At 56.3% G+C, this 22,586-nt stretch carries 26 protein-coding genes; 15 read left to right on the forward strand and 11 right to left on the reverse strand.

The features are described 5' to 3' along the window. Nucleotides 1-15 precede the first annotated feature (15 nt). The 9 genes from VNL17_02815 to rplQ all read left to right on the forward strand — a co-directional run bounded on the left by VNL17_02815 (nucleotide 16) and on the right by rplQ (nucleotide 5,019). Nucleotides 16-669 carry an adenylate kinase gene (locus VNL17_02815; GenBank protein ID HXI83003.1) on the forward strand — a complete coding sequence of 218 codons (654 nt, stop codon included), beginning with the start codon at nucleotides 16-18 and terminating at the stop codon, nucleotides 667-669. Further along, nucleotides 666-1,442 carry a type I methionyl aminopeptidase gene (map, locus tag VNL17_02820; protein ID HXI83004.1) on the forward strand — a complete coding sequence of 259 codons (777 nt, stop codon included), beginning with the start codon at nucleotides 666-668 and terminating at the stop codon, nucleotides 1,440-1,442. Before VNL17_02815 ends, map begins: the two co-directional genes overlap by 4 nt. Then, the gene (infA, locus tag VNL17_02825; protein HXI83005.1) at nucleotides 1,403-1,624 is read left to right on the forward strand and encodes a translation initiation factor IF-1; all 222 of its coding nucleotides are present in this window, start codon (nucleotides 1,403-1,405) and stop codon (nucleotides 1,622-1,624) included. Before map ends, infA begins: the two co-directional genes overlap by 40 nt. A gap of 18 nt (nucleotides 1,625-1,642) precedes the next feature. Beyond that, entirely contained in the window at nucleotides 1,643-1,756 is a 114-nt protein-coding gene (gene rpmJ, locus VNL17_02830; protein ID HXI83006.1) for a 50S ribosomal protein L36, read from the forward strand. Between the two features lie 10 nt (nucleotides 1,757-1,766). Then, nucleotides 1,767-2,159 (forward strand): 30S ribosomal protein S13, encoded by a 393-nt coding sequence (rpsM, locus tag VNL17_02835; protein HXI83007.1) that lies wholly within the window; start codon nucleotides 1,767-1,769, stop codon nucleotides 2,157-2,159. A 26-nt stretch (nucleotides 2,160-2,185) separates the two neighbouring features. Next, nucleotides 2,186-2,737 (forward strand): 30S ribosomal protein S11, encoded by a 552-nt coding sequence (rpsK, locus tag VNL17_02840; protein HXI83008.1) that lies wholly within the window; start codon nucleotides 2,186-2,188, stop codon nucleotides 2,735-2,737. An 18-nt stretch (nucleotides 2,738-2,755) separates the two neighbouring features. Beyond that, the gene (gene rpsD, locus VNL17_02845) at nucleotides 2,756-3,367 is read left to right on the forward strand and encodes a 30S ribosomal protein S4 (GenBank protein HXI83009.1); all 612 of its coding nucleotides are present in this window, start codon (nucleotides 2,756-2,758) and stop codon (nucleotides 3,365-3,367) included. Nucleotides 3,368-3,459: 92 nt separating this feature from the next. Further along, nucleotides 3,460-4,509, forward strand: a complete 1,050-nt coding sequence (locus VNL17_02850) for a DNA-directed RNA polymerase subunit alpha (protein HXI83010.1) — start codon at nucleotides 3,460-3,462, stop codon at nucleotides 4,507-4,509. A gap of 30 nt (nucleotides 4,510-4,539) precedes the next feature. Next, the gene (gene rplQ, locus VNL17_02855) at nucleotides 4,540-5,019 is read left to right on the forward strand and encodes a 50S ribosomal protein L17 (GenBank protein HXI83011.1); all 480 of its coding nucleotides are present in this window, start codon (nucleotides 4,540-4,542) and stop codon (nucleotides 5,017-5,019) included. A gap of 84 nt (nucleotides 5,020-5,103) precedes the next feature. Here the strand turns inward: rplQ and VNL17_02860 are convergent, their stop codons facing one another. Continuing rightward, nucleotides 5,104-5,496: a dUTPase gene (locus VNL17_02860; protein HXI83012.1), complete on the reverse strand. Its 393-nt coding sequence runs from the start codon at nucleotides 5,494-5,496 to the stop codon at nucleotides 5,104-5,106. 66 nt (nucleotides 5,497-5,562) lie between these two features. On the opposite strand from VNL17_02860, the gene VNL17_02865 reads away from it, so the two are divergent. From VNL17_02865 to trxB, 3 genes are all read left to right on the forward strand, one after another. Further along, nucleotides 5,563-8,166: a GAF domain-containing protein gene (locus VNL17_02865; protein ID HXI83013.1), complete on the forward strand. Its 2,604-nt coding sequence runs from the start codon at nucleotides 5,563-5,565 to the stop codon at nucleotides 8,164-8,166. 60 nt (nucleotides 8,167-8,226) lie between these two features. Further along, on the forward strand, nucleotides 8,227-8,850 hold the full coding sequence (locus VNL17_02870; GenBank protein HXI83014.1) for a response regulator: 624 nt from the start codon (nucleotides 8,227-8,229) through the stop codon (nucleotides 8,848-8,850). Nucleotides 8,851-8,939: 89 nt separating this feature from the next. Next, nucleotides 8,940-9,872 carry a thioredoxin-disulfide reductase gene (gene trxB / locus VNL17_02875; GenBank protein HXI83015.1) on the forward strand — a complete coding sequence of 311 codons (933 nt, stop codon included), beginning with the start codon at nucleotides 8,940-8,942 and terminating at the stop codon, nucleotides 9,870-9,872. Nucleotides 9,873-9,893: 21 nt separating this feature from the next. Here the strand turns inward: trxB and VNL17_02880 are convergent, their stop codons facing one another. Genes VNL17_02880 through VNL17_02915 form a run of 8 tightly spaced genes read right to left on the reverse strand, consistent with a single transcriptional unit; the run spans nucleotide 9,894 to nucleotide 17,057 of the window. Continuing rightward, nucleotides 9,894-10,376 (reverse strand): PTS sugar transporter subunit IIA, encoded by a 483-nt coding sequence (locus tag VNL17_02880; GenBank protein HXI83016.1) that lies wholly within the window; start codon nucleotides 10,374-10,376, stop codon nucleotides 9,894-9,896. Continuing rightward, nucleotides 10,369-11,247, reverse strand: a complete 879-nt coding sequence (locus VNL17_02885; GenBank protein HXI83017.1) for an NAD(+)/NADH kinase — start codon at nucleotides 11,245-11,247, stop codon at nucleotides 10,369-10,371. The genes VNL17_02880 and VNL17_02885 overlap by 8 nt, the downstream gene beginning before the upstream one ends. Then, nucleotides 11,244-11,975: a TlyA family RNA methyltransferase gene (locus tag VNL17_02890; GenBank protein ID HXI83018.1), complete on the reverse strand. Its 732-nt coding sequence runs from the start codon at nucleotides 11,973-11,975 to the stop codon at nucleotides 11,244-11,246. Before VNL17_02890 ends, VNL17_02885 begins: the two co-directional genes overlap by 4 nt. Nucleotides 11,976-12,017: 42 nt before the next feature. Then, nucleotides 12,018-13,964 carry a 1-deoxy-D-xylulose-5-phosphate synthase gene (dxs, locus tag VNL17_02895; protein ID HXI83019.1) on the reverse strand — a complete coding sequence of 649 codons (1,947 nt, stop codon included), beginning with the start codon at nucleotides 13,962-13,964 and terminating at the stop codon, nucleotides 12,018-12,020. Between the two features lie 17 nt (nucleotides 13,965-13,981). Further along, on the reverse strand, nucleotides 13,982-14,296 hold the full coding sequence (gene xseB / locus VNL17_02900; GenBank protein HXI83020.1) for an exodeoxyribonuclease VII small subunit: 315 nt from the start codon (nucleotides 14,294-14,296) through the stop codon (nucleotides 13,982-13,984). Next, nucleotides 14,296-15,657 (reverse strand): exodeoxyribonuclease VII large subunit, encoded by a 1,362-nt coding sequence (xseA, locus tag VNL17_02905; protein ID HXI83021.1) that lies wholly within the window; start codon nucleotides 15,655-15,657, stop codon nucleotides 14,296-14,298. Before xseA ends, xseB begins: the two co-directional genes overlap by 1 nt. Before the next feature lie 7 nt (nucleotides 15,658-15,664). Further along, entirely contained in the window at nucleotides 15,665-16,423 is a 759-nt protein-coding gene (locus tag VNL17_02910; GenBank protein ID HXI83022.1) for a hypothetical protein, read from the reverse strand. Then, entirely contained in the window at nucleotides 16,413-17,057 is a 645-nt protein-coding gene (locus VNL17_02915) for an exosortase system-associated protein, TIGR04073 family (protein ID HXI83023.1), read from the reverse strand. The genes VNL17_02910 and VNL17_02915 overlap by 11 nt, the downstream gene beginning before the upstream one ends. A gap of 427 nt (nucleotides 17,058-17,484) precedes the next feature. On the opposite strand from VNL17_02915, the gene VNL17_02920 reads away from it, so the two are divergent. Beyond that, nucleotides 17,485-17,994, forward strand: coding sequence for a hypothetical protein (locus tag VNL17_02920; protein ID HXI83024.1), 510 nt, complete (start codon nucleotides 17,485-17,487; stop codon nucleotides 17,992-17,994). Nucleotides 17,995-18,208: 214 nt separating this feature from the next. Here VNL17_02920 and VNL17_02925 read toward each other — a convergent pair whose 3' ends face one another. Continuing rightward, nucleotides 18,209-18,571 (reverse strand): DUF5615 family PIN-like protein, encoded by a 363-nt coding sequence (locus tag VNL17_02925; GenBank protein ID HXI83025.1) that lies wholly within the window; start codon nucleotides 18,569-18,571, stop codon nucleotides 18,209-18,211. Nucleotides 18,572-18,583: 12 nt separating this feature from the next. Beyond that, nucleotides 18,584-18,805: a DUF433 domain-containing protein gene (locus tag VNL17_02930; GenBank protein ID HXI83026.1), complete on the reverse strand. Its 222-nt coding sequence runs from the start codon at nucleotides 18,803-18,805 to the stop codon at nucleotides 18,584-18,586. A 296-nt stretch (nucleotides 18,806-19,101) separates the two neighbouring features. On the opposite strand from VNL17_02930, the gene VNL17_02935 reads away from it, so the two are divergent. Together VNL17_02935 and VNL17_02940 are read left to right on the forward strand one after the other, a co-directional pair. Beyond that, nucleotides 19,102-20,229: a hypothetical protein gene (locus tag VNL17_02935; GenBank protein HXI83027.1), complete on the forward strand. Its 1,128-nt coding sequence runs from the start codon at nucleotides 19,102-19,104 to the stop codon at nucleotides 20,227-20,229. 540 nt (nucleotides 20,230-20,769) lie between these two features. Then, nucleotides 20,770-21,771, forward strand: coding sequence for a PIN domain-containing protein (locus VNL17_02940; protein HXI83028.1), 1,002 nt, complete (start codon nucleotides 20,770-20,772; stop codon nucleotides 21,769-21,771). Nucleotides 21,772-22,586: the final 815 nt, after the last annotated feature.

Here is a 22,586-nt window from a genome sequence, read left to right on the forward strand (position 1 = left end):
GAGGGGGTGACTGACGTGGGTCAGCACCGCATGGTGTTTTTGGGACCGCCGGCGTCTGGCAAAGGCACGGCCGCCGCGGCGTTGAGCACCGCGCTTGGTGTCCCACACGTTTCGACAGGACAGATGTTCCGCGAGGCGATCCGAAAAGGCGGACCGGTCGGCGAAGCGGCGAAGCAGTTCATTGACAAAGGGCAGTTGGTGCCCGATGAAATTACGATTGAGGTCGTGCGGCTTTGGCTTGACGAGCATGGCCAAGACAGTGGGTTCATCTTTGATGGGTTCCCGCGAACTCGCGCGCAGGCCGAGGCCTTTGACCGCGTGCTGCGTGAGAGAGAGATGCCCGTCACGGTGGCCATACTGCTCGATGCCAGGGAAGAGGATATTCTCCAGCGTGTGCTTGGACGGCTGAGTTGCGAAAAATGCGGTACGCTGTATCATAGCAAGTTCGTGCCCCCACAGAGGCTGGGGATCTGCGACAGATGTGGCGGCAAACTGGTACAGCGCGCGGACGACACAGCGGACACCGTGCGGAAGCGGTTGGATATCTATGACGAGTTGACGCTGGATGTGGTAAAGTACTACGAACGGGCGGGAATCCTGAAGCGTGTGGATGGCGGTCAACAGAAAGACAAAGTCTTTGCGGATATTGTGGGATTGTTGCAGTCGTGATCGTAATCAAGACGCCAGACGAGATTGAGCGGATGCGAGCCGCATGTAACGCGGCGGCGGAGGCATTGGCTGCGGTTGTGCGGGAAGTACAGCCCGGACGCACGACGGCTGAGTTGAACGACGTTGCGGCCGAGTTGATCGCGAAGGTCGGGGGCAAGAGCCCGTTTCTCGGATACAAGGGCTACCCCGGGCATATCTGTGTGTCTGTGAACGAGGAAGTTGTGCACGGTATCCCGAGCAAGCGGCGCGTGCAATACGGCGATATTGTCAGTCTCGATATCGGTATCATTTTGGATGGGTTTGTCGGGGATAATGCGACGACGGTAGCTGTTGGTGTTGTCGAGGCGCGGACGCAGCAGCTGCTCCAGGTGACGCAACAGGCACTGCAGGCGGGGATCGCGGCGGCGCGGGCAGGCAATCGAGTGGGCGATATATCGCACGCGGTGCAAATGACTGTCGAGTCGCAAGGGTTTTCGGTGGTCCGTGAATTTGTCGGACACGGCGTAGGACGGAAGATGCACGAAGAGCCGCAGATACCGAACTATGGTCGGTCCGGGGACGGGCCGAAATTAAAGCCGGGCATGACCTTGGCCATCGAGCCGATGATCAATGCCGGCACAAAGGATGTCGTGATGTTGAGTGATGGTTGGACCGTGGTGTCGGCTGATGGTGCGCCTAGCGCACACTTCGAGCACACGGTACTCGTAACGGATGGAGATGCAGAGATTTTGACGTGGCTAAGGAAGAGCCCATACGAGTCGAAGGCACGGTAGTCGAATTGCTGCCGAACACGATGTTTCGGGTGGAGTTGCCGAATAAGCATCGAGTTTTGGCGCATGTTTCGGGTAAGATGCGACTGCATTTTATTCGGTTGTTACCGGGTGACAAGGTGATGATTGAAATGTCACCGTATGATCTGGGTAAGGGACGGATTACGTTTCGGCAGAAAGAGTAGTAAGGAAACAGGATAAAAATGAAAGTTAAACCTTCGGTGAAACGATTGTGCGAACGCTGCAAAGTTGTGCGGCGCAAGGGAGTGGTGCGCGTAATTTGCACCAATCCGCGTCACAAACAGCGTCAAGGGTAGAGGTGTAGCTATGGCACGTTTGATCGGTGTAGAAGTACCAGACCAAAAGAAGATCGGGATCGCGCTCCGTTACATTTACGGGATCGGCCCGACGACCGCGCTTCAAGCCTGTGAGAAGGCGAACGTCGATCCAAACGTTCGCGCGAAGGACTTGAATGACGAACAGCTTTCGCACCTGTCGACGGTGCTGCAGACGTATCGAATCGAAGGCGACCTGCGTCGCGAACTGCAGACGAACATCAAGCGCTTGATGAGTATCAATTGCTACCGCGGAACTCGTCATAAGAAAGGCTTGCCGGTGCGCGGTCAGCGCACGTCAACAAACGCGCGTACCCGCAAAGGACCGCGTAAGACGGTCGGCGTCACCCGCGCCAAGGAATCCAAGGCAGCCCCAAAGGCCTGATCATATTTTCAATTTGAAGGAGCACGATGGCTAAAGAAGCACCAAAGAAATCCGAGGAATCAAAAGCGAAGCCGGCAGCCCCCGCTGCTGAGGCCAGCGTACCCGCACCAAAGGCCGAAGTGACGGGAGCCGTTGCTGCACCGGCAGCGCCCGCGGTGCCGACGACGGCTGCCGAGGCCCTGGCTGAAGGCGAAGTGGCCAAGAAGGTCGTCAAGGCCAAGCACAGCAAGAACGTTTTCCAAGGCATTGCCCACATTATGGCCACATTCAACAACACCGTGGTCTCAATTACCGATCTCAAGGGAAAGGTGATCGGTTGGTCGAGCGCGGGCCGTGTCGGCTTCAAGGGTTCGCGCAAAAGCACAGCATACGCGGCGCAGTTGGTGGCCCAGGACGCCGCGCGACAGGGTATGGCTCACGGACTGAAGGAAATTGAAGTGTGGGTGAAGGGTCCCGGTACCGGACGCGAGTCGGCGATCCGCGCATTGCAGGCCATCGGCCTGGAGATCACAGTAATCAAAGACGTGACACCGGTTCCGCACAACGGTTGCCGGCCCCCGAAGCGCCGCCGCGTATAGTCAGGAGATTTCGTTACCATGGCACGATACAAAGGACCACGAGTTCGCATTAGTCGCCGATTCGGCCAACCAATATTCGGCCCGTCGAAGTACCTGGAGCGACGCGCGTATCCACCCGGTGTGCACGGCCCCAAAAAGTCGCGGCGCAAGCAGAGCGACTACGGCTTGGGATTGGCCGAGAAGCAGAAGTTGCGTTACCAGTATGGACTGATGGAAGCGCAATTCCGTCGGATGTTCGAAAAAGCGCTGAAGAAACGTGGCGTTACGGGTGAAACGCTGTTGCAGTTGCTCGAAACACGTCTCGACAACGTCGTTTTTCGCATTGGTTTTGCGACGACGCGCCCGGCTGCACGACAGATGGTCACCCACGGACACATCCGCGTGAACGGTCGTAAGGTATCGTCGCCGTCGTTCAACGTGAAGCCCGGCGATGTGATCGAGGTCCGGGAAACCCCCGCGACGCGCCAGTTGGCCACGAAGAGTTTGGAGTCGGCGCAAGTGCGACCCGTGCCGAGCTGGATCTCTTTCACGCGGGACGCATTCAAGGGGCAGGTCGTTCGCATTCCTTCAAGGGATGAGATTCAGCCAATCGTTAATGAACAGTTAATCGTCGAGTTTTATTCTAGATAACCAAAACCGATGTCCGCTCCTCGGACGCGACAACGAGTCGTAGGTCCGCGCTTCTAGAACGCGGGAAACCCGACTCAGAGGAGAAGTTCACCATGCCCGTTCGTCTAGGTCGTTTTGAAATGCCCAAGCGGTTGGTTCGTGATGATGCCACCGCCACGCCGACATACGCCAAGTTTATTGCCGAACCCCTCGAAGCGGGTTACGGCCATACCATCGGCAACTCGCTGCGCCGAGTGCTGCTGAGCTCGCTCGAAGGCGCTGCGGTCAGCTCTGTCAAGATCGAAGGTGCGCCGCACGAGTTTACGAGCATTCCCGGTGTTGTCGAAGACGTGACCGACATCGTGCTTAACCTGAAGCGGGTGCTGTTGAAGTCCCATAGCCGGGAGGCGCATGTGGTTTATCTTTCCGCCAACAAGGAGGGTGCCGTAACCGCCGCCGACATCAAGAGCGACCAAGTCGTGGAAGTGCTCAACCCTGAACAGCATATTTGCACGATTGATAAGAAGATGCACTTTGAAGCCGAGCTCGAAATCAAAGTGGGGCGCGGCTTTTGCCCGGCGGAAGAGAATAAGAAGGAAGAACAAACGATCGGTGTGATCGCCATCGACTCACTGTTCTCGCCCGTGCGCCGTGTGCGCTACAGTATCGAAGACACGCGTGTTGGCCAGCGCACGGATTACGACAAGCTCATTATTGAGGTCTGGACCGACGGGCGCATCACACCTGAAGATGCCATGGTGCAATCCACGAGTATCCTGCGTCACCACCTCGATGTCTTCTGCGATTACGATAAGAATGTTGTGGTTGAATTCGAGGAGGCGGGCGAGAAGGTCAGCGTTGAGCAGGCGAAACTGAAGAAGATCCTTAACATGAGCGTCAACGAGATCGAACTCAGCGTTCGCGCCGCAAACTGCCTGAACAACGCCAATATCACCACAGTTGGCCAATTGGCCATGAAAACCGAGCAGGAAATGCTCAAGTACCGCAACTTCGGCAAGAAGTCGCTGAACGAGATCAAGGAAAAGCTCTCCGCGCTTGGCCTGACGCTTGGAATGAAATTCGATGCGGCCCTGCTTGAAGCGGTGGATCCGAACAAGGGTGTGGAAGCCGTGCTTTCCGGCACGGCACCGGCGACGGAATAAGCGTCGGACTGACACAGGGGACACAACGTCATGCGACATCGTAAACGTACAGCCAAACTCGGGATGAAGTCCCAGCATCGGCGCTCCACACTGGCCAACCTTGTGTGTAGCCTGATTGAACACAGCCGCATCCGGACCACAATTGCCAAGGCCAAGGTCGCGCGCCGTTACGCCGACAGGATGATCACGCTCGCTAAGAAAGGTACGCTGCACCATCGTCGCCAGGCCATCGCGTTCCTGCGGCATAAGCCCGCTGTCGAGAAGCTCTTTGCGGAGCTCGGAAAACAGCACGGCGATCGCAACGGCGGTTACACGCGCATCGTGCGCGTCGGCCAACGCATGGGTGACGCCGCCGAGATAGCCATTCTCGAGTGGACGGGCACCGTTACGGCTGCGCCCGATTCCGAGAAGAGTGACAAGACCGAGGAGCCGGCAGCAAAGGAAATAAAAGTGCCCAAGGCCAAGAAGGCAGCCGGCAAGAAGAAGGAAGAAGCCGGAACGGAATCTTAGGACACTTCATACAATAAGCATTATCGTCACGGCTTCCTTACCGAAGGAAGCCGTCGACGTTTCCAGACACGATGCGAATTTCGCTCAAATGTGCTTGCTGTCATGTTCGTCCTTGGTCTGGTAGCCGCTGTCCTGCCGGGCCAGATTGACCTGGTGCTTCTTGGCGTAGGCCTCATAGAAATCAGCCGGGGTCATCTCGAGGACCTGGGCGATGGAAACGAGAAAGTGTAACAAGTCGATAACTTCAACGCGGGCGTTCTGTTTGTCGAACTTCTGGTATTTGGCCCACCATTTCCACGGGACGCTGTCGGTCAATTCGGCGACTTCCTGTGTCATGGCGCGGCAGTAGTTGAGCACCCACTGTTGGCGCTGTTCGTCGGTCATCTTGGTAGTGTCCACGCCGATGCGCTCATTGAGTTGCTCTTGCAGGCGAAATATCTCTTCCAGTTTGTCGAGGTTGCTCATAAGTTGCGCCATAATATCAAGAATAGTTGGTGAAAAGACACTGCTTTTCTGGTATAGGTAGTTACGTGGCTGGCCGCGATGAAATCTCCTGATCCCACCACGTCCGCGCCGAAGCCCTTGCGCGACCCACGCTTGACGGCAATCAATTTCGTTGCCGACGCCATCAACCGCACCCTCAACCTCAAGGAGATTGCCGACAACGCTCTCGATGCCATCCTGGCTGTGATGAAAGTGGATGCAGGCTCGGTGTATATCTGGCAGGATACAGACAAGGCTCTTCATATGTTTGCCTGGCGCGGGCTGAACGAAGCGTTTGTTCGACAAGTGACCGTATTGCCCAAGGGTACGGAGATCATTGATGCCGTTCTGAATGGCGAGGCGCGCATCATTGAGGACTTCACCTTGAACACGCACGTATTCCGCACCGATGTCGTACGTGCGGGATTTCATTCAGCCGTGCTGGTACCTATTCGCGCGCACGGGTTCGTCGTCGGGTTGCTGGGGCTGGGCACGTACAAGTTGCGGAAATTCGACGCGGCCGACGTTGATCTGATCGAGGTGGTCAGCAACCAAATCGGCAACGCAATGGTGCACGCGCAGTTACAGGCCGATTTACGCGCGAGCGAAGAGCAATACCGCGCGTTGGTTGAGAACTCTGACGACGCGATTTACATCGCGGATACATCGGGACGGCCGCGGTTTGTCAACAGCGCCTTCCCGCGGATCTTTGGCTATGCCCTGTACGAGGTGGCACGGACGGGTTTGTTGGAGTACGTCCACACGGAAGATGTTGAAACCGTGCGGCGCGCGTTCAACACTCTGATGGGTGGTGAAGCCATCCACAATCTCGAATACCGTTTTCATCGCAAGGACGGGTTGTGGATCGACTTGCAGTGCAGCGGCAGCGTGTTCTCGCGTGAGGGAGAGCACGTAAGTGAATTGCAGTTCATCGTCCGCGATGTTACCCAGGCACGCCAACGCCAACAACAATTGCTCCGGCGAAATCGGCAGCTCGCGGCCCTTACTGCGTTGGCTGCGGTGGCCAATTCTTCCCTGAATATCGACGAGATCGCCCGGAATACACTTGAGGTCGCCTTGGAAAGTGCGGGCATGAACGGTGGGGCCATCTATCTTGCCGATCTGAAACTGCAGCAGCTACGTCTCTACCTGCAAATGGGGCTGCCCGACAAGTTTGTAGAAGAAGTCGGCGTCTTGAAGTGGGGTGAAGGCACGCCCGGCTACGTGGCAGCATCCGGCCAAGCGGTGGTGATAGGCGATATGACCGTGCACCCGCCTGCCGTCCCATCCATGGCGGCGCCATACGGCTTCCGAGCGATCATCGTGGTGCCTGTGAGGGCGAAAGGCGAGTTGCTGGGAACGCTCGCTCTGGTGAATCGCCAACCGATTGAGTTCACCCCGGAAGTTGTGGAGATGATCACGGCCATGGGGAATCAGCTGGGTATCGCGCTTGTCAACGCCAGGTTGTACGAGACGCAACTCCGGGAGAACGAAAAGCTCACGGCGCTGGTGGACATCAGCAGTGGCAGCGCCCAACAACTCGAATTAGAGCCGCTGCTGCAGCGCATTCTGCAGCGTGCTGCTACGCTGCTCAAGGCCGGCGCCGCCTACATTTCCCACTACGACGCGGTGGAGGAACGTGTGGAGATCGTCGCCGCCAGCACAAACTTTACGCGACTCATCGGCATGCGCTATCCGGCGACGCTCGGTCTCTTCGGTCAGATTCGGCCGCACCGTCAGGGGAGGATATTCACCCGTCAGGAAGTCGTGGAGCATGGATATAGTCCCGTGTTGCGCGCGACGGGTGTTCGATCCGCCCTGGTTGTTCCCTTGATTTCCCGTAATGAACTTATCGGCGCCCTTAGCTTGACGCGACACGGTCTGAACGCCGCTGAGTTTACGCCAGCAAATCTTGAACTCATGGAGGCGTTTGCCAGCCGGGCCGCGGTGGCGATCGACAACGCACAGCTGTTGAAAGATCTCGGCCGTAAGAACCATCTCTTGCAGTTGCTCATAGAGGAGGCGCATCACCGCATCAAGAACAACTTGCAGATGATCTCTGGATTGTTGCAACTGGAGGCCGACACCGCCCAGGTTGGATCGACAACGGAATTCCTGCGGACGGCGATAACGCGAATCCAGGCAATTGCGCAGGTGCACAACCTGTTGAGTGAAGAGATGCCGGAGAAAGTGGATGTACATAGATTGATTACAACCATCGTGCACACGCTTGTTAGTTCCAAGCCGGGAACAAACGGAGTGCCCGAAGTGACGGTCGATGTCGAACACTTGTGGCTGGGGGCGGACCAGGCCGTGCCGCTCGCGTTGATCGTCAACGAATTGGTTTCCAATTCCTTCCTCCACGGCTGCCCGTCGGCGGGCCAGCCGTTGCGTGCCCAAATTCAATGCCGGCAACAGAGTACTCATGTACTGTTGGTTGTGTCCGACAATGGCGGCGGGTTTGACGATGGCAAGGACTGGCGTGAGTTCGAAGGGCAGGGGATGAATATCGTGGCGCAACTGGCGCAAGTAAATCTTCGCGGCGATCTGAAGATTCATTCGCGCGATGACGGCGTCCATGCCGAGTTGCAATTTGAGGTTGTTCCACATGGGCCGGGGCCTGCCGAACGCAACCCGTCCGCGCTCGCGGCGGCACGAGCTTGACTTTGGAAGGGACCGCACTAAGATGCGAATGGAGAAGCGACTGCGGTTGTTTAGGTTTAGATGAAAGCTCTTCGAGTCCTCATTGCCGACGACGATGGTCTCACGCTGATGGTGGTGAGGAAGATACTCATGGCGATGGGACATGTAGTCGTCGGCGAAGCCGGTGACGGTCAACAGGCGGTGGCCCTCGCGCGTGAAACCAATCCAGATCTGGTCATACTTGACATTCGCATGCCGAAAATGGATGGCTTGGAGGCCGCGCGACTCGTTCAAAGCCAGCGCCCAACACCCGTTATCATTCTGAGCGCTCATACAGAGTCCGGTCTCGGCAGCGAGGCAGCCGGGGCCGGGGCCAACGCCTATCTCGTCAAACCGTTCACCGGCGAGCAGCTCAAACCGGCCATTGAGTTGGCACTCGCGAACTTCAAGAAGTCAAAGGACTTGGAAGCGAAGATCCAGCAGATGAACGAGGCCCTGGAGTCGCGCAAGATTGTTGAGCGGGCTAAAGGCATCCTGATGCGACAAACGGGCATCGACGAGGAAGCCGCGTACCTCAAGCTGCAGAAGACGGCGCGCAATGAGAATCGAAAACTTGTTGAAGTGGCTCGCGCAATCATCCTGGCCGAGCAACTTCGACGGGACAGCACGAAACCAGCCGCCCCGGGCGGTCATGTTCAATCCTGATACCGGCCCAGTCCGGCTCCAGCCTTGACCGCCGCTGCAACTTGCCATTAGTCTCACGCATCCTAGTTGGTACGAGTTTGGAATTGCACATGGAAAACGTGATTATTATTGGCTCCGGTTGCGCTGGTTGGACGGCGGCGCTGTACACCGCGCGCGCGAATCTATACCCGCTGTTGCTCACCGGCGAGCAACCCGGCGGGTTGCTCACCACGACGAGCATCGTTGAGAACTACCCGGGTTTTCCCGAGGGTGTCGATGGCACCGAATTGATGATGGCGATGCAGAAGCAGGCGGAACGTTTTGGCACGCGGACCCGCTACGGTGTGACCGTGACAAAAGTTGATTTCAGCAAGTCGCCTTCCCGGTTGTGGCTGGACAATGAAGTTGTCGAAGCGAAGGCGATCATCATTGCAACCGGCGCTTCACATCGGCATCTGGGACTGAAGAACGAGGGATTGCTCGAGCGCAAAGGCGTGACGTATTGTGCAACGTGCGACGGAGCCCTGCCGATGTTTCGCAACCAAACCCTGGTCGTTGTCGGCGGCGGAGACTCGGCATGTGAAGAGGCCACTTACCTGACGCACTTTGCGTCGAAGGTGTATCTCATTCACCGGCGCGACAGCCTCCGCGCCTCGAAGATCATGGCTGAACGGGTCTTTGCGAATCCAAAGATTCAGCTCGTATGGGACACGACCGTGACGGACATCTATGATTCCAAGAAGGGCATCGTGACCGGCGTGCAACTCAAGAACGTCAAGACGGGCACATCGTCCGAACTGCCCTGTGCGGGCGTATTCGTAGCAATTGGCCACGTGCCTTCCACGGATCTATTCAAGGGGCAAATTGATCGGGACGGCGACGGCTTCATCCTCTGCAAGAATGGCACCTACACGAGTGTGGCGGGTGTGTTCGCAGCAGGCGACTGCGTGGATCGCGTATACCGGCAGGCGGTCACAGCGGCGGGAACTGGCTGCGCGGCAGCGATCGACGCGGAGCGCTATCTGGCCTCACTGAAAACGTGACGTGGTGCCGTGATGCTCGCGTTACGACTCGGCAGTTTCTATGATCTTGATAAATGCGGCGGCGTCCGGGGCATCCAGTAAGTGCTGACGGAGATCGTCCTGCCGGAGCAGGCGTGCGAGGGTTCCCACTACGCGCAAGTAATCGGTCACCATCTGTTTCGGTGTGCCGATCAGGAAGATTAACTTTACGGGTTGGCCATCTTTGGCTTCAAAATCAATCCCGTCGCGGCTGCGGCCAACGGCGATCAGGATGTCGGAGCACTGGTCGGTGCGCGCGTGGGGAATCGCAACATCGTGGCCGAGAGCCGTGTTGCTGACGCGTTCGCGCTGTAAGATTTCATTGAAGAACGCCTCGAAATTGCCAACACATTTGCTTTGCGCCAGCAATTCCGCGACTTCACGCAGCGCCGCGACTTTCTGTTTCGCCTGCAACTCCAGTCGGATTGCCTCGGGACTTAACAACGACGCAATTTTCGATGGAGAAGGTTTCGGTCCTTTAGACATTTGCACCGCTCCATTTCAATTTCTTCCTTAGGACTTCAAAATACGAATGATTCTTCGGCGTGACCAATTGGATGGCGCGGGACGATTGGCGAACCTCCACCTCATCGCCCGGTTCCATCCGCAATTGCACCTGGCCATCCACCGTTAACAGCAATTCGCCGGCCGCACCCATAACCTGACAGTGAACCACTGAGTTCTCGCCTGCGATGACGGAACGATTACTCAACGCATGCGGACAGATGGGCGTGATTATCAGCGCCCGTGCTGTCGGCACCATAATCGGCCCGCCCGCACTCAGCGAATATGCAGTCGAACCGGTTGCCGTGGCGAATATCATGCCGTCGCATACATATTCTGTCAACAACTCACCATCAACTGACAATCTGAGGCGCACAATCCGCGAAAACGCGCCGCGGGAAACCACGACATCATTGAGGGCCCGAAGCGCTTCTTTGCGTCGGCCGGCCCGCAAGAGTGTGGCCTGCAGCGCTTGGCGCTCGCTGACCTGATACTCGCCGCGCAAGATCTCACGAACAGCACTCATCAGCTTGTCGCCGTGAACACTTGTGAGGAACCCAAGATTGCCCAGGTTCACGCCGAGAAGGGGTGCGGCGGAGCCTTCCAGTTCACGGGCTACACGAAGAATCGTGCCATCGCCACCGAGTACGATGATGAGATCGGCTGTTTTCCCGATGTGCTTGAGTGTGCGGCCTGCCTGGGGCCTGGCTGCGAGGGTGGCTGCTTCGTGTTCGAGCAGGACATCGACTTTGCTGTCCTCGAGCAGCGAGAGCAATTCGCACAAGCGGTCACGCGCTTGGGGTTTCCCGGCGTGCACGGCGACGCCTACAGTCCTTGGGATGCGGAGTTTCACGGTTTGTGAAGTGCGATGAGAAATTCCTTGTTGCCGGCTGGACCGAGCAGGGGAGACTCGATGACTCCCAGCAGGGTCAACCCGAGTGTCTCCGTTGCAAAGTCCTGGATCATCTTCGTCACGGCGTCGTGTACCCGGGAGTCTCGCACAACACCACCTTTTTTCACGAGCTTTTTCCCCGCTTCGAATTGTGGCTTGATAAGCGCCACAATCGCGCCCCCAGCCTTGAGGATGCCGACAGCCGCAGGCAGGACCTTCGTTAAGGAGATGAATGAGACGTCAATGGTCGTGAGATCAACGAGTTCGCCAAGAGTGGCCACCGTGAGATTGCGCGCGTTGATCTCGTCGTGGATGACGACGCGTGCATTCTGGCGCAGCTTCCAGTCGAGCTGGCCCTTGCCGACATCTACGGCATACACGCGCGCCGCTTCACGCTGTAACAGGCAATCTGTGAAACCGCCCGTGGAAGCGCCGAGATCGGCACAAATGAGGCCACGACAGGAAATCTGGAACGCGTTAAGTGCAGCTTCGAGTTTGTGGCCACCGCGGCTGGCATATTTGTCGGCAACTTCAATGAGGAGTACGGCATCTTCCGCGACAAGCTCGCTGGGCTTGTGGGCGAGCTGTCCATTAACGCGGACCGCTCCCGCGAGAATGAAGCGCTTCGCTTTCTCGCGGCTTTCCACCAAACCGCGGGTAACAAGTTGGGTATCGATACGCTCACGCATGGTTGTAGCCACCAAGCTTACTGCGGGGCAGTCCGACTCCCACTAGGCTGTACGTGCACTTGCGGCGCCGAGCACACGAAACTGTTGGGGCTTCTCGTGCCGCGTCGCGGATTCCGCGAGCAGCTCCTTAACCCGGGCAACCGCGGTTTTGGAGTTCAGGCCATACTTGTCCTGGAGATCCTTGTTGCTCGAGGCGTGCTCGAGGAAATTATCGGGCCAACCGACGCGGGCGACAGGTGTGTCAATTCGCAAGTCTTCGAGCGCCTCCAGGACAGCGCTACCAAAACCGCCCATCAGCACGTGATCCTCCAGCGTGCAAAGCACCTTGCAGATGCGTCCGTATTTCTCAATCACTTCACGATCAATCGGCTTGCAGAACCGCGCGTTGATCAGGGCGACCGACAGGCCGTCCGCTTGCAAGGCCGCAACTGTCTCGCGCGCCATCTTGGTCATGGCGCCATAGAAAATCACAGCGACATCAGTTCCGTGCTGCAGCACTTCGGCTTTGCCAAGCGGCAGGATGGCAGGACGTTCCTTGATAGGCACACCTTCACCGGCACCGCGTGGATAGCGGATGAAAATGGGCCCATGATTTTGCAGCGCGGTCCACAACATATCAACAAACTCGTCTTCATCCTTGGGCGCCATAAGGATCGCCCGTGGTATGCATCGCGCATAGGCGATGTCAAACACGCCATGATGAGTTGGACCGTCATTGGCCGACAAACCGGCGCGATCCATGGCGAAGATCACATCCAGGTTCTGCAGCGCGACATCGTGAATGATGCAGTCGTAGGCGCGCTGAAGAAACGTGGAATAAATTGCGCAGACAGGCCGGTACCCCATGGTGGCCATACCCGCCGCAAAAATGACCCCATGTTCCTCAGCGATACCCACGTCGAAATAACGGTCAGGCTTCGCCTTCTGGAGTCGAATAAGACTCGTGCCGCTGGGCATTGCAGCCGTGATGCCGATAAGCTTGCTGTTTACGTCACAGAACCGCACAAGAGCGTCAGCGAAAACATCCTGATAATTGGCCGGCACGCCTTCCTTCTTCGGCGGCGACTTGCCAGTGGCAACGTCAAATGGTCCACAGCCATGGAACGTTTGCGGGTCCTCAATGGCTTTCTCATAGCCTTTGCCCTTCTTGGTGAGAATGTGTATTAGTACCGGCACCTCCTGCTGCTTGGCCCATGTCAACGTCTCGATAAGTAACTGGGTGTTGTGGCCGTCGACGGGGCCGATGTAACGGAGGCCAAACTCCTCGAACAGCAGGCTGGGGACGATGAAGCCTTTGACGGCCTCTTCCACCTTATGGCCGATCTGCGCCAGTTCGGGGCCGACGCGGGGGAAGCGCTCGAGGAAGTGGTCGATCCGCTTGTGTGCCGCCGCGTAAGACGGATGGCGCACAATGCGATTGAGGTACTCGGCAATTGCGCCGACGTTCTTCGCAATGCTCCACTCATTATCATTAAGGATGGCAATGAAACGCTTGGTGGTGGCTTTGATGTTGTTGAGCGCCTCGTACGTGATGCCATTCGTAAGGGCCGCGTCACCGGCGATGCAGATGACGTTCTCATCCGTTTTGCCCTGGTCACGGGCTGCGGCCATCCCGAGCGCGGCGGAAAGCGCCGTACCTGCGTGGCCAGCCCCAAAACAATCGTAGGGGCTTTCCGCACGGAATGCGAAACCCATGGGGCCGCCGGTCTGTCGAATTTTGGAAAACTCCCCGCGACGGCCGGTCAGGAGCTTATGGACGTAGACCTGGTGGCTGACGTCCCAGACGAATTTGTCTTTGGGAGATTCAAACACGCGGTGTAGTGCGATGGTCAACTCTACCACGCCGAGATTCGGCGCCAGGTGGCCGCCCGTCTTACTCAGCACCGTGATCAATTCGTCACGGATTTCCTGTGCCAGCGTCTGCAGTTGCTCCATCGTGAGCAGCTTGACGTCAGCCGGCGAATTGATCATGTCAAGATAACGTCCCATTCTAGGCTCCTTGCTTGTCAGAATAACTTACCGCTCTCGTCCGCGGACTCTTCTTCACCGCTTTCCACCTGTTCGGGTTCAAACGGTTCCAGTGAGACACTACCATCGGTCTTCTTGGTGAGGATCTCGATTTTCTTCTCCGCTTCGTCCAGTTTCTGGCTGCAGAACCGCACCAAACGGGTGCCCTCCTCGTACTTCTTGAGAACCTCCTCGAGCGGCAATTCCGCAGCCTCCATATCGGCAACGATCTTCTCGAGCCGCTGGATGGCCGACTCAAACGTTAGCCCGTTCCTGCTCAGAACGGGCTCGGCTCCCTTTTTCTTGCCTTTCATTATACGTCAGTGGAGGAGGATACCACAGAACCGAATGCGCCATCAAGCACCTTGGTGGAAATCTTGGTTCCTGGCTTGACGTGCGTTACGCTGCGGACGATCTCCCCGGTCCCGGGAACCAGCGTAATACTGTAACCCCGCCGCAACGTGGCGTTCGGGCTGAGAAGCTCAAGTTTGGCACTGGCTTGGGCCAAGCGATGCCCCGTTTCCTGCCAGCGGTGAGCCCACGCCATGCGGAGGCTCTGTTCGTTGGAACCGACTCGCCGCCGTCCGTTGGCCAGAAGCGCCCCGGGACTGAGAAGTGCGAATGTTCCAGAGGCGGTCGCCATCCGCGATCGTTGCCCCGCGAGAATTGCCCGAGCGGCCAGCGCCAGACGGTGGCCCGAGTCGTCGACTCGCTGCTGGTATTCATGGATGATTTCCGTGGGTCGGCGAAACACGTAGTTGGAGGCCAAATCAGAAAAGCGCTGGCGGGCCGCGCTGAGCCGGAGCCGTAAGTCGCTTTGCAGACGCACCTGGTGCTGGGCCATGCGCTGCTTGAATTCTTCTTTCGCCTTCACGACCAGTTCTGCGGCAGCGCTGGGTGTTGGCGCCCGCAGATCTGCAACGAAATCGGCAATGGTGAAATCAATTTCATGCCCGACAGCGGAAATCGTTGGGATCTGGGACCGGGCGAGCGCACGGGCGAGCAACTCTTCATTGAAAGCCCACAGATCTTCGAGCGAGCCGCCACCACGGGTAACAACAAGTACATCGAGAGGTAGGTGACCGGAGGCATGGAGCGTGTTGAAGTCGTCGATGGCAGCGGCGATTTCTGTAGCGGCGCCTTCGCCCTGCACGCGCACGGGGTAGATAACGATGTGCACGTTGGGGAAGCGGCGGCCGATGATGTTGAGGAAATCGCGGATCGCCGCACCCGTGGGCGATGTGACCAACCCGATATGTTGTGGCAGCACGGGAATTGACCGCTTACGCGACGAATCAAAAAGTCCTTCTTTGGCGAGACGCTGCTTCATCTCCTCGAAGGCCAACTGGAGGGCGCCGAATCCCTTCGGGAGAAGCTGGCGGGCAACGAGTTGGTATTGCCCGCTCTTCTCATAAACGCTGATGTCACCGAACGTGATGACCTGCAAGCCGTCTTTCAGCTTGAACCCGACCTTGGCCGCGACGCCCCGAAAGAGGACCACGGCCAGTTGCGCACCGGCGTCTTTAAGTGTGAAATAGATATGGCCGGAGGATGGAGAGCGAACATTGGAGATCTCGCCCTCGACCCACACCTTCGGGAAGCGTTCTTCGAGCAGACCTTTCACACGGTGCGTCAATTCTGTGACGCTGAGAACTTGTGCCGGGGGGACTGCCATGGACCCGTTAGTCAAGATGCGACTTCACTCGTGGGAGCGCCTGGCGTGCTTTCTCCCAATAATACTCATCCGTGACCCAGGCTTTCGGCATGGCGAGCGCCTTCTGGAGGTTATCGTTGGCTTCCTGCCACCGACGTCCGGAGGCGAAAGTGATGCCAAGTTCCACGCGGTGCGGGACTGTCTGCGGCGCGATCTGGGCGGCGCGCGTGAGATCGTGCACTGCATCATCCAGCGACGCGGAAGGAAATTTCCCGTAGATCAACTCGGCGAACTTTCGCAAGACCCAGTTCAACTCGACCATTTCGCGGTTCCAGACGCCCAGCACGTGGTAGCCGAGATCTTCCTTATTGTTGAGCTTGATGGCCCGCTCGGCTTCCTTCTGCACTTCATTGGCCAGTTCGACTTTGCGTTTTCCGCCCTCATACAGTCCGAGCTTACCGACGGCCACGGCCAGGTAGGCGTGACCTTTCGAGTCATCGGGCTTGAGCTTCACGGCGGCGCGAGCCAGTTGTTCGGCGTCCACACAGTACTGTTTCTGCTCGGCTGGATCTTTGGAAAGCGTACTGCTATCGGCGAGTGCTCGCGCGAGTTTCCAAGTGGCTTCGTAACTATCAGGCGATTGCGTGTGCGCGGCACGGTAGGCTTTGAGGGCCGCAACAAGATCGAATTTCGCGAGAGCGGCATCCCCGGCCGCCACATCCTGCTGCGCCTGCGCACCGGCAACGGCGCCGAAAAGACAAAGCGTGAACCAGAAACTACGGCTCATAGTCTTCCACGGGGAACTCCGGATGCATGATCGGCTTGTAACCCCTCGGGAACGGAACGGGGAACGTGATGATATCATAGACACCAGTGAATTCGCGCCCAATCCAGCGCACCAATCCTTTTCCAACGCCGTACGTTGCGCCTGCGCCGCCACCGTGTTCCGACGTCACCTTGGTGACCTGATTGGGAACTTCCACGATGCCGAACAGCACATTGGCGATACCACGACCGAATTTACGCAAAGCGTTCTGGCCCCGGGGCGCTTCGTCAGTTTCAGCCAGCGCGCGGAAGGGAAGGAAGAGTGCAAAGACCAGCAACAAACCGAGTAGTTTGACTTTCATGCGTTCACTATAGCGGGTTGGCAGCTGCGCATCAATTTCTTTCCCTTGCACGTAATTTTCAAAAAAAATCTCCTCCCCCGCCAAAAAACACCACAACCGGTTGTGGTATTTTTTTCCTGCCAAAAATCTTACACATCGTTCAGCATGTTTAGCTGTGTTTAACCATTGCTCACCCACCACTCCCGCCCGTTGTTCGCTGTCATTGCCATATTCTCGGGCAAGCGGCCCGCTTACCACCGTCCCGCCATTTGAAATCTCGAACCAAATGCCGAGCCAACCCCAAAGATCCATCATGACGCTTCTCTTCTTCACGCCACCAACCCTACCTGAACATCCAATAAACCCGTGAGCGAGCTTTGGAAGGTTTGGAAGCTTTGGAAGGTTTTTTTCCAAAGGCCCCGTAAACATTGGGGTTTTAGACGTCAATTTGACGGGAGAATCGCCGAAGCGCCCACTCACTCACTCCCCGCCGCAGCCCGGCCGAACCGCAAGCCGTAAAAGGCGCGACCGACCCTTTTTAATGGCTGGCCCCTTTATGTTTCAGTTTGACGACTCACTGAGAATACAACATCATCCGTTCAGGCGGGCCTCACTACCCGCGCCGGTCGCCGAGCCTGGACGATAGACAGCACGGAGCGTTGTCGGATTTATGATACCCGTAACAATTCAGTGCGGATGTGGCCAGCGATACGAATTTGACGTTGAGCCGGTGGATGGTCAGATGCCGACTACGGTTGCTTGTCCGCTTTGCGGCGTGGACGGCACAGCCGCCGCAAATGAAATGATTACACAGACGTTGACCGTCCAGCCGCCACCATCCCTCCCCAAGCTGCGGCCACAGTCCGCGCCGGTTCGTGCAGAGGTCCCGCCACCCCCGGCAGCGCGGACGGTTGCGCAAGCTCCATCGAAAGCCGCAGGCGAGTTCAATCTTGGACTGGGCACTCTGGGGGCGTTCATTGGCGCGCTCATTGGCATCGGCGCTATGTATGGATTTTACGAATGGGCAGGTTTTCGTTTTCCATTGCTTGGCGTCGGCATCGGCGTGTTGACCGCTTTCGGAGCGAAGATTCTCTACAAAGGGACCGACAACACTTTGGGCGTTATTTCGGGAGTCATTGCGCTGGTTTCGGTGGTCGCGACATTGTATTTGATGTATGGGACGTTTCCGATTATCAGCATCATTTCCGTGATTGTCGGCGTAAGCATGGCCTACCGGATTGCCTCGGGTTAGCGTGAGGATCGCGCCGCGCCGTTCATCAAATCCTCGCCACCTCGGCCCCCTCGTCCGAATCCCATCGCCCAAACTTGAGCGTTGAGCGTTGGACGTTACGTGTTGAGCGTTAAGGTGTTCTTCCCTCGCCAACGACTTTCGCGAGAGACGATGAACACAAATAGGCAATTATGCGGGACTAACCCTTTTTCTGCCTTCCGAGATATACCGCGCCTCAGCCCGGTCGCAGTCGAATGCGGCCGGCTTCAACGATCGCCAACTGGCCGGGCAGAACCGCAAGGATGGCGGCTTGTTGAACAAAACTCTCAAGCAGCCCGAGGATAAACTTGGCGCCGGCATCGCGCGGTAGTTCCAGGACGACGATGCCGTGATAGCTGGCGGGAGCGTAATTACGCACATCGGCAAAACCGAAGTCCCCCGTAATGAGACAGGCTTGGTGATCCACCGCATAACGGGCAATCACCGGGTCTTTCGCGTGCCGCAGGCCAATGTCCCGAACATCAATCGCCTCGTGACCGTATTTCTCCAATAAAGGTTTGCTGGACCGCGGCAGGTCGGCATCGATCAGGAAGCGCACGGGAGAAAACCGCTACGCGGGCAACGGATGATGGGATTCCCGTTCGACAAGTTCCTCGGCGTAGCGGATGGCAGCCCGAATGTCTTCCACGGTCACATCATATTCGCGGCCAACCTCGTCGAGGGTCATACCGCCCGCCAATCCGCCCAGGATGCGCGCCACCGGCACGCGCGTCCCACGAATCACGGGCTTGCCGTGCTGGATTTCCGGATCAATAACAATTCGTTCATTCATAGCGCTTGCCCGCCCCAATAAGTACCCCAATATCAGGCCGTATTCAAGCCCGCAAGAACCCTGTTTCGCGCCCCCACGCGGCGTTCCTCGTCCGGGTGTAGCAGCCTCCGTCCCGGAGGCTCAGCCACAGTATCGGAAGGGCAGGGGTACTTCCCCCCGCCAACTGCTTGCGCGAGAGACGACGAACACAAATAACCGTTTGGGCTTCCGCTGTCTCAGTTCTCGTAGTAGCGTTCATTCGTGAGCGCGGCATACACCATACACCGAAGTCGCTAATCCATTCCATTGAGCAGCTCGTGAACCCCTCCGACTTCCATAAGTCCCTGACCGATCTCATAGGCATTGCCCAGAAGTTTCCCAAGCTGTTCTGGGCCATGTTGAGGCATCCCGATACGACTCTCGCTAGGAATCTCAGTTTTCCAAGCTCCCATAGTCTACCACCTGGCGCATTCCTCTTCATCAATCTGCTTCTATCTGACGTTCTAAGTGCTGCATCACTCATAACTCCTGAACACGATAATGGGTGGTTTTCGATTGCACTGAGGGAAAGTAGCAGTCATATCATCGGAACCTTGCTACTTGTGCTCGTTCTGAAGCTCGCATTCCGTCAAGTAGAACTGCGCAAGCTCTTTTCGATGGTCTGCCTCTCAAGCGTTGTTTTTATTCCTTACACCCTAGTCAGCATCATAAACTCCTTACTTCTCGGTCCAGTCTTTCGCCATTATTGGGTGTCATTTATGTCTCAGCAATTTCGCAACTACCTTGAATTACTGCGACCCACGCCGTTAACTGTTTTCAAACTCATCTTATCGCTAGGCCTTCTATCAGCTGTCATCATTTGGTGGTTTAGCCTCTTGTTGATAGCAAGCGGCCACATTAGCAAAAACAACAGACGCGGACGGACGCTCAGGCTCACCGCGGCCCTTTCCTCCTACTTAGCTATTTTCTTCGCCATTTTCATTACATATTATTGTTATGGTCTCTGGTCGATATTTACTCAATGCAGCGACTATGACAGGATGAAGAGTTCTTTTGCGTCAGCGAATTACCCCGAAGCGTTCCTTTTTTCCAGCTCAGTCACCAAGACCAACAACCTCCTGCCCCCCATCGCCGAATATCGCGCAAGCCTCATTCAAGCAGTGTCTTACTACGAAGTATTCTGGAAAGACGACCACACTTTCGACGGAGCTATTGAAGACATTAAAAGTAAAAACTACAGCAAAGCGCAGTCAAACATGCTAACGCAAATTCATGACAACATTCATTCACAAACCGATGCAAAGCGAGTCGTATTATCAGGTATGCAATCGTTACTCGATCACGCAGAAGAAGTGCGCAATTCTCCCTCATATTCAGAAGACGAGACGCAAACTGTGGCTTTCCTCTTCAAACTGAGCGATATTCCAATTGCCTTTTTCCCGTAATTCTCCCGACTGTACGAGTGAAGAGGTCAAGGAAAGGGGTCAACACTTGGCACTTTCCACTCGGAAGAAAGGAGAAGAAAGGGGTCAGTCCCGCACAACCGCATATTGGCAATCATCGGTTCCCTTTTCCGGAGGTGACTACTCATCTTGAAAAACCGTCAGTTCACTTTCTGTTAGCGTACCGCGACGAAAGGGACACAGGGGCAGAGTCCCGCCCCAGTTTCCCTCTTGACTCCTTTCCCCCGACCCGCGCCGGAACGCAGATGGATCGACCTAGACTACTCGGCTGTGCTAAACACCAGCACGAACCGCTTGCCATTCCGACCAACTGCGTTTCAAGCACGTACCCCAAACAACAATGGTTTCATGCCGGTCTTGGACTTTAGGCACCCAGCCTGCACAATCGCAGGCTTGCCAGAACCTTCAAAAGTGGCATTATATCCCAATGGGAATTTTCGAACACCCGATCTGTAGCAGTGCCATTGAGACATTTGATTGCTTTCTGCCTTGCCCTTGAGTGACGCTCACCCGAAAATTGCAATGAAAATGCAGGAACTCTTTCCCGGCTACTACCGACCCACGGAAGCTCAATTCAAAGAGCTTTGGGAGAACTGCATCTTTGTACCCGACGCCAACGTCTTACTAAATATCTATGGCTACTCCCAAAGCACGCGCGAAGAGCTCCTCACCTTACTTGAAAGGCTGTCTGAAAGAGTGCGAATGCCATTCCAGTTTGTGCATGAATACCATCGCAACCGTGCTCGCGCCATCATGGAGCAGGTCAGGAACTACGCAAATGCCGAGAAAATCCTCAAGGATCTATACGATCAAGAATTGGTCCCTAGGCACAAACACCCGTTTTTGGAGGCCAAGCTCCTGAAGGCGTTCAATAGAATTCGCGACGACCTTGCTGCCAGTAGAAAGCGTCACGAAGCTCTATTCAAATCCGATCCATTCCTTGACAGAATCACGACTCTAGTAAAAGTGGTCGGCCCTGCTCCCACCCCTAAGGAGCTTGAACAAATCCACCAGACAGCGCAAATCCGCTGTGATGCGAAACTGCCTCCAGGATACGCCGACGTTAAGGAGAAAGGTGTCCCAGCCGCCTACGGGGACTATATTGCCTGGACTCAGTTAATGGCACTTTCAAAGGCTGAAAAGAAGCCTGCAATTCTCATTACCGATGATGCAAAGGAGGATTGGTGGCAAATTCAGAGTGACCGTACTATTGGTCCCCGTCCGGAACTAATCGCCGAATTTCATTCGGAATGCGGCGCACTGTTTTACATGTATTCGTCCGACCAGTTCATTAAGTTCGCTGGCCTCTACCTGAACCAGCCCGTTGAAGAGGGAGCCATCGAAGAGATCAAGCAACGCTTCCTAGACAATCTGCTCCAAACGTTCACCCTTAAGCCTGAGCAGCCACCATCTGGCGCCGCAAGCGACAAGTCGTTGCTCGCGAGCATGCCTTCAGAACCTGAGAATCTAAAACCGGAATCACCGTCCAAACCTGCAGCGGACAAGGAGAAGGCTGGACCGTAGAATTTTCAACATGTCTGCGCCGAAGTTTTAATACAATGACTGGGAGACGAAATTAATGTCTGTAATAGTGGTCACACCCGATCCTGCCGGCTTACTGCGTACCGTCAAGGACCTGATGACGTCTGGAAAAATCGATACTTGGTCCGTCGATAAGGACGGCGATTTTACTCACACGCCGCCTCAGTGGAACAGAAAGGCCTGGCTCCGTCCTGCGGTAGAACCGGATCGGATTGTATTTCACATCCTGACCCCAAAAGGCACAAACATGTCCGGGACGATGTATGCTATTTACCATGGCAGATTCATTGAAATGCTTCTTACACACGTTGACAAGAAGTTCTCGATCGCATGGGCCACAGCTTTACCTACAAGCGGGGATATTGTTCGCGCGTAGGTGAAAAACCCGCTCCCGCTTTGTATTTAATGGGCTTCGATATTCCCACGCCCGGCAGCAGAGGTTCCGAAAATACTATTCAGGCTCCCACATTTTGACTCCCTCCGCTTCATCCACCAACCGCGCATAGTTTCGCAACGCTTCCTGAAGAATCCCAAAAAGGGGTCAGTCCCGCATATAGGGGCCATAGGGGTCAACTCTCTACTCTGGACACATTGTTTCTACGGGCTGATCTCTGAACGATCAACGTTCAACTCGTGACAGATGCACAGATCCACCTCTCTCCGCCTTCCACCCGCCTCATTCGTGCGCTCTCGTCCGCCGTAGCTTTAGCGAAGGCTAGATCGTGTCTCCTTCGTCCTCTTCGTGACCCAAATTTGAACGTTGAGCGTTTAGGTGGAGCGGGTCAGTCCCGCACAAC

It is taken from the genome of Verrucomicrobiia bacterium (assembly GCA_035577545.1).
Lineage (GTDB): Bacteria > Verrucomicrobiota > Verrucomicrobiia > Palsa-1439 > Palsa-1439 > Palsa-1439.